Source organism: Amycolatopsis sp. NPDC049691 (genome assembly GCF_040675005.1).
Lineage (GTDB): Bacteria > Actinomycetota > Actinomycetes > Mycobacteriales > Pseudonocardiaceae > Amycolatopsis.
This window is the reverse complement of record NZ_JBFANX010000008.1, coordinates 150,952-164,279: the sequence shown is the minus strand read 5'-3', so window position 1 is coordinate 164,279 and position 13,328 is coordinate 150,952. Positions and strand designations below refer to the sequence as shown.

At 69.6% G+C, this 13,328-nt stretch carries 8 protein-coding genes; 4 read left to right on the top strand and 4 right to left on the bottom strand.

The genetic code is table 11. From position 1 onward, the window contains the following. Both AB0J40_RS20335 and AB0J40_RS20330 read right to left on the bottom strand, forming a co-directional pair. A complete protein-coding gene (locus AB0J40_RS20335; RefSeq protein ID WP_364455153.1) occupies positions 1-1,017 on the bottom strand; it encodes a MoxR family ATPase in 1,017 nt (338 codons plus the stop codon). Continuing rightward, the gene (locus AB0J40_RS20330; protein ID WP_364455150.1) at positions 1,014-2,495 is read right to left on the bottom strand and encodes a hypothetical protein; all 1,482 of its coding nucleotides are present in this window, start codon (positions 2,493-2,495) and stop codon (positions 1,014-1,016) included. Before AB0J40_RS20330 ends, AB0J40_RS20335 begins: the two co-directional genes overlap by 4 nt. A gap of 432 nt (positions 2,496-2,927) precedes the next feature. On the opposite strand from AB0J40_RS20330, the gene AB0J40_RS20325 reads away from it, so the two are divergent. Then, the gene (locus tag AB0J40_RS20325; RefSeq protein ID WP_364455148.1) at positions 2,928-8,027 is read left to right on the top strand and encodes an AAA domain-containing protein; all 5,100 of its coding nucleotides are present in this window, start codon (positions 2,928-2,930) and stop codon (positions 8,025-8,027) included. Positions 8,028-8,077: 50 nt separating this feature from the next. Here AB0J40_RS20325 and katG read toward each other — a convergent pair whose 3' ends face one another. Beyond that, positions 8,078-10,354: a catalase/peroxidase HPI gene (katG, locus tag AB0J40_RS20320; protein ID WP_364455145.1), complete on the bottom strand. Its 2,277-nt coding sequence runs from the start codon at positions 10,352-10,354 to the stop codon at positions 8,078-8,080. 23 nt (positions 10,355-10,377) lie between these two features. Then, on the bottom strand, positions 10,378-10,803 hold the full coding sequence (locus AB0J40_RS20315; protein WP_364455143.1) for a Fur family transcriptional regulator: 426 nt from the start codon (positions 10,801-10,803) through the stop codon (positions 10,378-10,380). 277 nt (positions 10,804-11,080) lie between these two features. Between AB0J40_RS20315 and AB0J40_RS20310 the strand changes: the two genes are divergently transcribed. From AB0J40_RS20310 to AB0J40_RS20300, 3 genes are all read left to right on the top strand, one after another. Next, on the top strand, positions 11,081-11,545 hold the full coding sequence (locus AB0J40_RS20310; protein ID WP_364455140.1) for a hypothetical protein: 465 nt from the start codon (positions 11,081-11,083) through the stop codon (positions 11,543-11,545). A gap of 14 nt (positions 11,546-11,559) precedes the next feature. Next, positions 11,560-12,177, top strand: coding sequence for a hypothetical protein (locus AB0J40_RS20305; protein WP_364455137.1), 618 nt, complete (start codon positions 11,560-11,562; stop codon positions 12,175-12,177). Positions 12,178-12,268: 91 nt separating this feature from the next. Beyond that, positions 12,269-13,291 carry an LLM class flavin-dependent oxidoreductase gene (locus AB0J40_RS20300; RefSeq protein ID WP_364455136.1) on the top strand — a complete coding sequence of 341 codons (1,023 nt, stop codon included), beginning with the start codon at positions 12,269-12,271 and terminating at the stop codon, positions 13,289-13,291. Positions 13,292-13,328: the final 37 nt, after the last annotated feature.

Sequence of the window (13,328 nt, the reverse complement as noted above, 5' to 3'; positions counted from 1 at the left end):
TCAGTCCGTTCCCAGGACGTTGAGCCGCCGCCACAAAGTGCCGCGCAGCACCTCCCAGTTCGCGTCGTGCTGGTGCGCACCCGACGTCGTCAGGTGCAGCGCGTTGAGCAGCTGGTCGTTGGCCAGGCCGCCTTCCTGCCCGCTGTTGGCGAGGAATTCGTGGATGAGGTCGTCGCTGCGGGGCGGCACGTCGCGGAAGTGCGCCGCGACCATGCTCACGAGCTGTTCGAAGCCGGGCTGCGGCATGTCCAGCCGCAGGCAGCGGCGCAGGAAGGCGGGCGGGAAGTCCCGTTCGCCGTTGCTCGTCACCACGACGACGGGGAACGCGCGGCACTGCACGTGCCCGTCGCGCACGACCGCCCGGCCGCCGCGGTCGTGCGTGAAGACGGTGACCTCGGGCTGGGTGGCGGCGATCCGGGCCAGCGGCTGGATCTCGAAGTCGCCGTCCTCGAACACCGCCAGCAAGTCGTTGGGCAGGTCGATGTCCGATTTATCCAGCTCGTCGATGAGGAGCACCCGCGGCCGGTCGTAGGGAAGCAGCGCGGTGCCGAGCGGGCCGAGCCGGACGAACCCGCCGATGTCGGCGCCCTCCTCGGCCGCGGCGGCCTGGACCCGGCCGATGGCGTCGTAGGTGTACATCCCGTCCCGGGAAATCGTGCGGCTGCTGATCGGCCAGCGCAGGACCGGGCCCAGGCCCAGTTCGCGCGCGATCTTGTAGGCCAGGCTGGACTTGCCGGTGCCGGGGTTGCCGGTGATCAGAAGCGGGCGCCGCAGGTACAACGCCGCGTTCACGGTCAGCACCTCTTCGAGCATCGCGTCCCGCGCGGACGCCACGGCGGGCACGCCGAGCCGGCGGACGAACTCGGCGTCGGACGCCGTCGGGACCGGTAGTGCCGGTCCACCGTCGAAGGTGCGCCAGCTGGGCGGTGCCGGCAGCTCGGGGGCGTCCTCGCCGGCGGGCGGCGGCAGCCCGTGACCGCGGTAGACGCACCAGGGCGGGATCTCGGCACCGCTCATCGTGCGGGCACCTCCTCGATCGGGGCCGCGGGGGGATCCTGCGGCTCGACGGGCCTGTCCGGGTCGTCCCACAGGAGGGAAACCCGGCTGCCCACGTGGGAATCGGGGCGGGCCACCTGCCGGGCCCGGCTGCGCAGCAGGCGCAGCTTTTCGACGAGTTCGGGCAGGAATTCCTGCAGCGACTTGATCTCCGCCTCGAACGCCGCGCGCGCGCCCTCTGTGCGGTGCCAGATCATCACCGGGATTCCCGTCCGGACGCCGACGAGCAGTTCGCCGGGGTCCGGGCCCTCCGGCGGCGAGCGCAGCACCAGGGAAACGACTTTCTTCTGCTCGGCCAGCTTCGCGTCGAGCGCGGTCAGGTGCCGCCGTCGGGCGCCGTCGCTCCACAACCAGTGCTCTTCCGGCGTGGTCAGCCCGGGAGGCACTTTCTTGAGCAGGTCCCAGCGTCGCCGCCATTCGCGGTGCCAGCGGGGCGAACGCGCGCGGTCGAGACTGCGGACGACGACTTGGTAGTGCAGGCCGAGCGGGCGCGGCAGCGGACTGCCCGCCTCCAGGTCCCATTGGTCGACGGGCAGGTTCAGCAGCGAATAAGGGAGCAGGAACTCGATCCGGATCGCCGCGGCGTCCTTGGCCCAGCCGGTTTCGGCCTCGGCGACGAGGTCGGCGACGTGCGCGCGGACGTCCTGGAGATCGCCGGTGAACGGCTCGCTCCGACGCGGCCGCCACCCGGTCGGATCGTTGTGCCGCCAGTGCACCACCACGAACATGCCCGTGTCCAGCAGGTCCGGCTCGATCCGGATCACGAGGTAGGCGACGACCTCTTCGGGGGCGGTGGGTTCGGTGGCCTGCGCCAGCCGGACGGCCTGGATCTGCTCGGTCACCCCCAGCCGCTCGGCCTGGCGGTCGTTCCAATTGCGCAGCCCTTCGGCGCGCTCGTAATCGGCGGAGGCGGCGAGGTACTCGACGAACAGCAGCAGGGGCGGAACACCGTCGGGTTGGGCGTTCATCCGTTCCAGCGTGGCGAGCGCGTCCGCCGGCCGGTGGTCGGCCGAGGTCAGCTCGGCCGCGGGCCCGGCGGCCGCCCGCACGAGCTCGGCCAGCCGGCTGCTCGGGTTTTCGCCCAGCAGGTGCAGCAGTTCCTGGCGGTCGTATTCGGTGACGAGGTCGAGAGTGGCCATGTCCTCGACGGCGGACCGAGCCCGCTGCACGGGAATGGAACCGGGCTCCATCTGCTCGACGGCATCGACGAAGGCGGCGAGCGCCCGCGGGTGCTGCCGCCGGCAGGCCTGCACGATGCCGATCAGGCTGGCCCGGGTGGTGGGCAGCTCTTCGACGACCAGCGGCATGCCGAGGTGGTCGGCCAGCAGCTCCAGGCAGAGGCGCCGGCTCCCGGGATCGCGCAGTGACGGGATCTGCTCCAGGCAGTCGATGAGGAACCCCAGGGAACTGGGGTAGTCAGAGCCGTTCCACGACGTCACCCCGCCCCTCCCTCGCCCTCCGGAGTTAAGGGGATATCCCAGCATGACCCACTTGGACAACCGCTGAGGTGCTATCTCAACCGGACGGCCTATCGACAGCCGCCGGGCGGGCTTGGCCACGACTACCTGCTTCGCCGCAGCGCGAAGTGACTCCGAGGGGAAGCCGGCCGAGGCCGCGCCGCTGATCACGGCGGTTTGAGTCACGCTTTCACGGAACGGCTCCGGCCGATTTACCGGTGTGGGCTCGAGGTCCGGGTCGATCACTATCGGGTGGCTTTGGAGCGCATTTTGTAACGGTGTGATGTCGGCCGTATCGCCCGGCGCGTCCGAAACGATGAGCACGATGGTCTGTTCGGCGGTGAAGAAATGGGGGCGGCAGTGGCGAACGATGGCGCTGCTTCAGCACAGCAGAGTGCTGCGGTCGATCGAGCGGTGCGGTTGTTCCGGTTCCTCGCCCGGAGCCAGCAGCTCAAGTCCCACCCGCCTCGCACCACCGACAGCTACGAGTCCGTGCTGTGGTTCGGGCGCTTGCCCGAGCATCCCGCAATCCGCTCCGCCGGCGGTGACGACTCAGCTGCTCTGCTGACGATCGAGCGGGTCGCGCACCACGAGCCTCCGGAACCCGAAGCGCACCTGCGGCCCTGGCTGGACGGTGAGTGGGACGACCCGGTCACTCCGCCGGCACTGCGGGACTCGCTGGCCGAAGGGGAGCACAGCACTGCCCTCGAGGATGCGCCGGGAATCCGTGAGGCTCATGCCGAATGGGAAGCTGCTTGGTCTGCCTGGGCCGAGCGCGAGCGCACCGACCGACCGGCGCGAAACGTCTACAACGAACTCTTCTCCGCGTACGTCACCGCCACCGGGCACGCCGAGGAACTCGAACTGGTCGTCGGGGTGGGCTGCCTGTCGTGGGCGCCGCCCGGCGACTACGTCGTGCGGCGGCACCTGGTCACGGTGCCCGCCACGATCAACTTCGACGACGGCACCGGACGGCTGACCGTCCACCAGACCGAGGTCGCGGCCGGCTTGACCGTCGAGCTGGAGATGCTCGATCCCGGCCGGGTGGCCAATCCGCCGCACGTCGTCCAGATCAGGAACGAAGCTCGCGAATTCGACGCCTCCGTGGTGGACCGCGAAGGCGTCGGCGGTGTGGTGCGCCGCTTGGTGAACGCCCTCGACAGTGACGCCGCCTACCTCGATGAGGACGAGCCGCAGAAGCCGGGCGCACACGCCGTCGCGGCGTTCGCTCCGGCGTTGATCCTGCGGAGGCGCTCGACGCAGGGGATCGTCGAAATACTCGACGCGGTCGCCGACCAGCTCGGCGAGTCCGGCGTCGTCCCGGACGGCCTGCTCCCGCTGGTGGACCCCGATCACCGGCCGGTCTCGGAACGTTCGCCCGAGGCAGGTGCCTTGGTGGAGGTCGATGCGGACCCGTTCCTGCCATTGCCGGTCAACGAGCGGCAGTTGCGCGTGCTCACGCAAGTCGACGCCAAGGCGCAAACCCTCGTCCAAGGCCCACCGGGAACCGGCAAGACCCACACCGTCGCGGCTCTGCTGTCCCACTTGCTCGCGCAGGGCAAACGCGTGCTGGTGACCGCGCACACCGATCGTGCCCTCAAGGAGGTGCGGGCGAAACTCCCACCGGCGATCGCACCGCTGGCCGTCTCGGTTGTCGGCTCCTCGCGTTCCGACCTGGCAGACCTCAAGGTCGCGGTGGAGCGGATCAGCCACGTGGCCGGTGAATACGACGCGGCAGCCGCCCGTCGGGTCGTCGACGACCAACTCACGGCGATCGAGGACCTCCGCCTGCGACGTGCCGCGTTGTACCGGCGCCTGCTCGACGCGCGCGGGGAAGAGGTCGTGAAGTTCGAAGTGGGTGGCTACCACGGCACGGTCGCTGCCATCGCGCAACGCGTCGAAGCGGAGCAGGACCGGTTCGGGTGGGTGGCCGATCTGGTTTCCCCGAGTGATTTCGCCCCTTCTCCGGTCCCCGCCGGCGACCTCGTCGAGTGGCACCGGAGCGTCGTGGACGACGAGCTCGCGGGCGACGAGCCCGAGTCCCGGCTCCGGCTGATCCCCCTGGCCGACGTGCCCTCGCCGGAGGCGTTCTCGTCGCTGGTGGCCGGGGAACGGCAGGCCATCTCGGTCGAGGAAAGCCACCGCACCCTGACCCACCACACCGCGTTCGAGGGCGTGCGCCGGCTGGACCCCTCGACGCGGACTGTGCTGCGTCAGCGGCTCAACGGGTTCGCTCGAGAGGCTGAAGAACTCTCGCGCCGTCGTGAAGCGTGGATGAACGATTCGCTCGCCGACGTGCTCGCCGGGCGAGCCAACCATTGGCGGTCGCGGGCGGACCAGATCGCTCAGCTCATCGGCTACGCGGGGCCTCTGGTGACCAGTCTCGGCCCGCTCACCGACGTACGGGTCGCTCCCTCCGACATGGGTGCGCTCGTCGGCTTGGCCAAGGCGCTGCGCGCCCACATCGGAGGCGGCAACACCCTCAAGACGAACCCGGACGGATCACCCAAGACGGGAGCGTTCGCCGCCAAGGCCGTCAAACAGGCGCAGCCTTTGTTCCAAGCGGTGCGGGTCAACGGTGTGCCGCCGACCGCTGCGACCCAGCTCGATTCGTTCCTGACCTGGGCCGAGGCGTCTCGGATGCTCGACGCGTTGGACCGGGCGTGGCCGGACTCGGTGCGGATCCCCGCCGAAGACACGCTGAGCGAACGATTGCAGTGGCACGTGACGGAACTGGCGCAGCTGCGCCGCGTCCTGGCACTGGGGGAGACCCTCGAGACCGAGGAGCGCGGCCTCGCCGGACTGGGACTCCCACGCCCGAACTGGACCGACCTCGATGCCGTCCAGACCTACGCGCGGCTCGTCGACGCCGCGGCCGTGTCGGACGCCCGGACGGCCGCCAGTTCGCCGCTCGTGGAACTCGCGCGGACCGTCGGCGACGTGGCGCGGTGGGCGGATGCCGCGCCGTGCGTGAAGGACCTGGCAGCCGCTGTGGAGGAGCGCGCCCACGAGCGGTACGCGGTCGCCCACCACCGCCTGGCCCGGCTGAGCGAGGTGGCGAGGCTGGTACGCCGTCGCGACGAGATCGCGGCGGCCATGACCGAGTCCCTGCCTGGGTTGTACGAGGCCGTGTCGGCGGATCCCCGCGATCCGGTGTGGGCCAACCGGCTGGCGGACTGGGACGCGGCATGGGTCTGGGCCGAGGTGCGGGGCTGGGTGCTCGGGCGCGGCGGCGAGGACGTGAACACCCTGCAGGCCGAAGTGCTGGAGCTCGAGGCACAGCTGCGCGGCCGCGTCGAGAGGCTGGCCGCCGAACGCGCTTGGGGGCACGCCGTCTCGCCGGAGCGGCTTTCCGGCAAGGCCCGTGCCGACCTTCTGCAGTACGCCCAGCTGGTCAAGCTGCTCGGCAAGGGCACCGGGATGTACGCCGACAAGCGCCGGGCCGACATCAAGGCGGCCATGGACCGCTGCCGTCCCGCGGTGCCGGTCTGGATCATGCCGGTCTACCGGATCGCCGAACAGTTCCGGGTGCAACCGGACATGTTCGACGTCGTGATCGTCGACGAGGCGTCGCAGGCGGGTCTGGAAGCTACGTTCCTCCAGTACCTCGCGCCCAAGATCGTGGTCATCGGCGACGACAAGCAGGTCTCACCCTCAGCGGTGGGCACCGATCAGCAGCAACTGCGTGATCTCGCCGAGCAGTACTTGTGGGACGACCCGTACCGCGCGTCCTGGCAGGACCCCAAGCGAAGCCTCTTCGACGAGGCGAAGATGCGCTTCGAGGGCATGACCACGTTGGTCGAGCACCGGCGCTGCGTGCCCGAGATCATCGGTTTCTCCAACCGGATCGCCTACGAGCCCGACGGCATCCGGCTGGTGCCGGTACGCCAGTACGGCGCGGATCGCCTGGAGCCGATCAAGGCGGTGTTCCTCGAGGCGGGCTACGAGCGCGGTGTGACCGACAAGGTGAACCCGGTGGAAGCGGACGCCATCGTCGACCAGATCGAAAAGTGCGTCACCGACCCGCGGTACGACGGGCTCACCTTCGGTGTCGTGTCGTTGCTCGGCCGTGCTCAGGCGAAGCGGATCGAGAAGCGTTTGCTGGAGCGCATCCCGCCCGAGGAGTGGAAGGCGCGCGAGCTGCGGTGCGGGGACTCGGCGGATTTCCAGGGCTCGGAGCGCGACGTCATGTTCCTGTCCATGGTGAAGGCGCCGGAGCCGGGAAAGCGGATCGGTTCGCTGACGCAGGACATGTACGTCCAGCGGTTCAACGTCGCTGCTTCGCGCGCCAAGGACCAGATGTGGGTGTTCCACTCCCTGCGCCTGTCCGACCTCGGCAACCCGGAGGACATGCGTTTCCAGTTGCTGGACTACTGCTACGCGTGGTCCGGGCGCGCGGAGGGCATCGACGACGCGAGGCACACCGCCGTGCCCGAAGACCGGAGGGTGGAGCCCTTCGACTCGTTGTTCGAGCAACGGGTGTTCAACCGCCTCGTGGACCGCGGGTACAGCGTTGTTCCGCAGTTCCCGGTCGAGGGCTACCGGATCGACTTGGTGGTCGTCGGCCGGAAGGCGCGGCTGGCGGTCGAGTGCGACGGCGATGCGTGGCACGGGCCGGACGTGTACGAGCACGATCTCGCCCGGCAACGTGACCTCGAGAGGTGTGGCTGGCGGTTCTTCCGCATCCGCGAGTCGGAGTTCTACGCCGACCGGCCGGCGGCGTTGGCCCGGTTGTGGGAGTCGTTGCAGGAACTCGACATCCATCCCTCCGGATGGATTCCGGACACCGTTGACACTTCGGCCGCCGAGCCACGTGTGCCGGTCGTCGAGCCCGTGCTCACGCCGCGGCTCGAGGTCCTGCCGGAACCGGAGGAGTCCGAACCGATCGCGGTGGAGCCGGTGGCTCTCCAGCAGGTAGTGGCGGCACCGGCGGCGGCCGAGGAAGTCGTGACCCACGAGGACCCTTCGAGGTCCGTGACGGTCGAGGAGCCGGTGTCGTCGGCCGCGGGCTCGCTGCTGGCGGCCTACGGCCACTTCGACGGCACGGTGAGCCAAATCGGTTCCGCGTCACGCAGGGAGTTGCTGGAAGGTCTCGTGCACATCGTCGAGGCCGAGGGGCCGGTACTGGGCGGTCGGCTGCAGACCGCCTACGTCCGAGCATCCGGTGCCGTCCGGGTCACCAAGCTGGTCGCGAGCGAATTGAACAAGGCGATCGCTCAGGCCGTCCGCGAAGGGCAGCTTGTCGAGGACAACCCCCTCGGTGAGCGCGGGATCAAGCCGCGCACGTATCGGCTTCCCGACCAACCGGAGGTGCGCCTAAGGATGCTGGGACCGCGCTCCTTGGACGAGGTTCCTCCGAGCGAGCTGGCGGCGCTGCTCGACCACGTCGAGGAGAGGGACGGGAACGTCGGTGAGGAGGCTCTGCAGCGGGCGGTACTGGAACTGCTCGGCTTGAAGCGTCTCACCGACAACGTCAAGAACCGTTTCGCCGCCGTACAAGCCGCTCGATCTTGACGAACGAACGGGCCCGGCCGAAGATCGGCCGGGCCCGTCACTAAAAAACATCAGACCAGGTCGAACCGGTCCAGTTCCATGACCTTCGTCCACGCCGCCACGAAGTCCGACACGAACTTCTCGCGCGCGTCGTCGCTGGCGTACACCTCGGCCAGCGCCCGCAGCTGGGAGTTCGCTCCGAAGACCAAGTCGACCGCCGTGGCCGTCCACTTCAGCTTCTCCGTGCTCACGTCCAGGATCTCGTACACGTTCTCCTCGGACTCCGATGCCTTCCACTTCGTGCCCGGCGCGAGGAGGTTGGCGAAGAAGTCGTTGGTCAGCACGCCCGGCTGGTCGGTCAGGACGCCGTGCTGGCTGCCGCCCGTGTTGGCGCCCAGGGCCCGCATGCCGCCGACCAGGACCGTCATCTCCGGGGCCGTCAGGTTCAGCATGTACGCGCGGTCGACCAGGAGCGTCTCCGGCTGGAGCTTCTCGCCCGCGCGCAGGTAGTTGCGGAACCCGTCGGCGCGCGGCTCCAGCACCTTGAACGAGTCGACGTCCGTCTGCTCCTGCGAGGCGTCCGTGCGGCCCGGGTGGAACGGCACCGTGGTCTCGACGCCGGCGTCGCGCGCCGCCTTCTCCACCGCCGCCGAACCCGCCAGCACGATCAGGTCGGCCAGCGAGATCTGCGCGCCGCCCGCCCCGTTGAACTCGCGCTGGATCTCCTCGAGCTTCGAGAGCACCGTCGCCAGTTGCTCCGGCTGGTTGACCTCCCAGTTGCGCTGCGGCTCCAGGCGGATCCGGGCGCCGTTCGCGCCACCGCGCTTGTCGGTGGCGCGGAAGCTCGCGGCCGACGCCCACGCCGTCGAAACCAACTGCGAGACCGTGAGGCCGGACTCCAGCACCTTCGCCTTCAGCGCGGTGATGTCGGCGTCACCGACGAGCTCGCCCTCGACGGCCGGCACCGGGTCCTGCCACAGCTGCGGCTCGGCCACCCACGGGCCCAGGAAGCGGCTGACCGGGCCCATGTCGCGGTGCAGCAGCTTGTACCAGGCCTTGGCGAACGCCAGCGCGAACTCGTCCGGGTTCTCCATGAACCGGCGCGAGATCGGGCCGTACACCGGGTCGAAGCGCAGCGACAGGTCCGTCGTGAGCATCGTCGGCTTGTGCTTCTTGTTCGGGTCGAACGGGTCCGGGATGATCTCCGGCGCGTCCTTGGCGACGTACTGCTTGCCGCCGCCCGGGCTCGTGGTGAGCTCCCACTCGTAGCCGAACAGGATCTCGAAGAAGCGGTTGCTCCACTGGGTCGGCTTGTCCGTCCAGGTCACCTCGAGACCGCTGGTGATCGCGTCGGGGCCCTTGCCGGAGCCGTGCGTGCTCAGCCAGCCGAGGCCCTGGGCCTCCAGCGGGGCGCCCTCGGGCTCGGGGCCGACGTGGTCGTCGGCGACGCCGGCGCCGTGGGTCTTGCCGAAGGTGTGGCCGCCGGCGATGAGGGCGACGGTCTCCTCGTCGTTCATCGCCATCCGGGCGAAGGTCTCGCGGATGAAGTGGGCCGCCGCCTCGAAGTCCGCGCTGCCGCGGGGACCCTCGGGGTTGACGTAGATGAGGCCCATCTCGGTCGCGCCGAGCTCGGGGACCATCTCGGAGTCGCTCGCGTAGCGCTCGTCGCCCAGCCAGTCGTCCTCGGGGCCCCAGAAGATCTCCTCGGGCTCCCAGGTGTCGACGCGGCCGAAGCCGAAGCCGAAGGTCTTGAAGCCCATCGACTCCAGGGCCACGTTGCCGGCCAGCACCAGCAGGTCGGCCCACGAGATCTTCTGGCCGTACTTCTGCTTGACCGGCCACAGCAGGCGGCGCGCCTTGTCGAGGTTGGCGTTGTCCGGCCAGCTGTTCAGCGGCGCGAAGCGCTGTCCGCCGTCACCGGCGCCGCCGCGGCCGTCGTAGATGCGGTAGGTGCCCGCGGCGTGCCAGCTCATCCGGATCATCAGGCCGCCGTAGTGGCCGAAGTCCGCCGGCCACCAGTCCTGCGAGGTGGTCAGCACCTCGGTGATGTCCCGCTTGAGGGCCTCGACGTCGAGCTTCGCGAACTCCTTGGCGTAGGAGAAGTTCTCGCCGAGCGGGTTGCTCTTCGACGAGTGCGCGTGCAGCACCGTCAGGTCGAGCTGGTTGGGCCACCAGTCCTTGTTGGAGCGCGGACGGCCACCCGTCTTCGACGTCGGCGAGTCGATCGCCGGGTTCTCGCTCTCGCTGCCGCGCGAGGTCACCGAGTCGTGTGCGACCGGGCAGCCGGCCGCCGCCTTCTGGTCCACACCCTGTGCGCTCGAGGGGGTGTTGTCCTGGGTGTTGCTCATCTACTTCCTTCCGGAGCCGGCGATCATTCGGGAGTTCGGGTGGCCGCGCACTCGGGGCAGGTGCCCCAGTACACGACCTCCGCCTGGTCGATCACGAAACCGTGGTCGTCCGAGGCGGTCAGGCACGGGGTGTGGCCGACGGCGCAGTCGACGTCCGCGATCGCGCCGCAGGTGCGGCACACGACGTGGTGGTGGTTGTCCCCGACCCGGGACTCGTACCGGGCGGTCGCGCCCGCGGGTTGGATGCGCCGCACCAGGCCGGTGTCGGTGAGCGCCCGCAGGACGTCGTAGATCGTCTGGTGCGACACCGTCGGGTGCTCGGCCCGCACCAGCTCGATCACCGTCTCGGTGTCCACGTGCGGGTGGTCCCGCAACGCGGTGAGCACGGCCAGCCTCGGCCGCGTCACCCGCAACGAGACCGCTCGCAGCTGCGCCTCGAAGTCGGTCATCACGTCGGCCACCCTAGGGGCCTTCTCTGGAATGAGTCAAGTTATGGCGGGATGAATTTTCATGATCGTGTCACCGAGGGTGACGAGATCGACGGGGGCTGTCACCGGGACGGCGTACTGTACCGCGAACCCGGGTGGTCCGCACGGCGGCTCCGGGGCCCACGAGGGAATGGGGCAGACCCCGATGCCCCGATGGGCAACACGCGCGCCTATCCGCCGGGAGCGTCGTACGTTCGGAAGGGAAGATCTTTCCCGATTCCCTGGAAAGGGGAAAACAATGGCGCGCAATTGGACCAGAACAGCCACCATGGCGGCCGCCGCGGCGGCGAGCGTGAGCCTGCTCGGTGCCGTTCCGGCGGTCGCCGCGACGACGACCCGGCACTGCGTGCTGAACTCCGAAACCGGGGTTCGGAAATGCGGCGCCGAGCGTTCGGCACTCGTCGCGGAAGGGGCCGGTCAGGTCGTGCAGGGCACGTTCTTCGACGGCCCCGACTACACCGGGAACTCGCTGACCATCACCGGACCCGAACTGTGCAAGAAGGACGGCTGGGTCAACTGGCAGTTCGACCTCGGCGACGACTGGAAGAACAAGATCTCGTCCGTGCAGCCGTGGGGCGACTGCTGGGTCTGGCTCTACCCGGAGCCGAACCTCGGCGGGGACCGGGACGGCCCGTTCAAGGAGAACACCGGCAACGTCGGGTCCTTCATGGACAACCGCACGCAGTCCATCGGGTTCAGCTGAGCGAAGGAGTGACCATGACCGGCAAGCGAAACGCGTGGACGGCGGCGGGCCTCGGCCTGCTGACGGCCGCCGGCCTCGTGCTGACGGCACCCGGCGCCTCGGCGGACGGCGGGCCGACGGCGCGCGAACTGCTCGACAAGTGCGACAACGGTACCGATTCGTGCGTGTTCCACCCGGCCGGGCCGCCGGAAGAGCACACCGGACCCGGCCACCAGGTCGGCGAAGCCGCCTACAACTGCACCGGTGATCTGCAGCGCAGCACGGTGAACTGGTCCGACACGACGGGGGAGTCGAACAGCTTCGGCGTTTCCCTTTCGGCCGAATACGGTTTCTCGGAAGTGTTCAAGGTGTCGATCGAAACGTCCTACCAGCACACGTGGGAGTCTTCGCACACCGAAGGGCAGGCGACCAACGTCGACGTCCGGCCGGGGGAAAAGGGCTGGGTGGAACGCGCGCCGAAGATGCAGCGGGTGCACGGCACCTACGAAATGCATTTCCCGGACAGGTTCTACGACCACTACATCTGGTACCAGGACTTCGACGCGGACGGCCCCGTGCCCGGCTCGACCGGGGACATCACGCAGCACACCGCGCCGATGACCGACCAGGAGAAGGCCGAGCACTGCGGCTGAGTGCCCCGGCCGCCGCCGCGCGCGGGGTGCGGCGGCGGTCGGCCCGCTCACACCGGGGAATCAAACCCGGCCGCCGGACGCTGAACCGGGCGTGAAAAAGATCGGCTTCCTCTCGTTCGGCCACTGGTCGCCGAGCCCGCACTCCGAGACGCGCTCCGCCGCCGACTTCCTGCACCAGTCGATCGACCTGGCGGTCGCGGCCGAGGAGCTCGGCGTCGACGGCGCGTACTTCCGCGTGCACCACTTCGCGCGGCAGGCGGCGAGCCCGTTCCCGCTGCTGTCGGCGATCGGCGCGCGCACGTCGAAGATCGAGATCGGCACCGGCGTGATCGACATGCGCTACGAGAACCCGCTGTACATGGTCGAGGACGCGGGCGCGGCCGACCTGATCTCCGGGGGCAGGCTCCAGCTCGGCATCAGCCGGGGATCCCCCGAGCAGGTGATCGAGGGCTGGCGCTACTTCGGGTACGCCCCGGCCGAGGGGGAGACCGACGCCGACATGGCCCGGCAGCACACCGAGGTCTTCCTCAAGCTGCTCGAGGGCGAGGGCTTCGCGCAGCCGAACCCGCGGCCGATGTTCGCCAACCCGCCGGGTCTGCTGCGGCTCGAGCCGCACTCCGAGGGCCTGCGCGACCGCATCTGGTGGGGGTCGAGCTCCAACGCGACGAGCGTCTGGGCCGCCAAGCTGGGCATGAACCTGCAGAGCTCCACGCTCAAGGACGACGAGACGGGCGAGCCGCTGCACGTCCAGCAGCGCAAGCAGATCGAGGCCTACCGCGAGGCGTGGAAGGAGGCCGGCCACGAGCGCGAACCGCGCGTGTCGGTCAGCCGCAGCATCTTCGCGCTGACCAACGACACCGACCGCGCGTACTTCGGCCGCGACCGGAACTCGCGCGACCAGGTCGGCATGATCGACGAGAACACCCGGGCGATCTTCGGCCGGTCGTACGCCGCCGAGCCGGAGGAGCTGGTGCGGGAGCTGAAGGAGGATGAGGCGATCCAGGCCGCGGACACCCTGCTGCTGACCATCCCGAACCAGCTGGGCGTCGACTACAACGCGCACGTGCTGGAGAGCATCCTCACCCACGTGGCCCCGGAGCTGGGCTGGCGCTGACGGCGAGCCGGTCCGGTGGTGGCGGCCACCGGGCCGG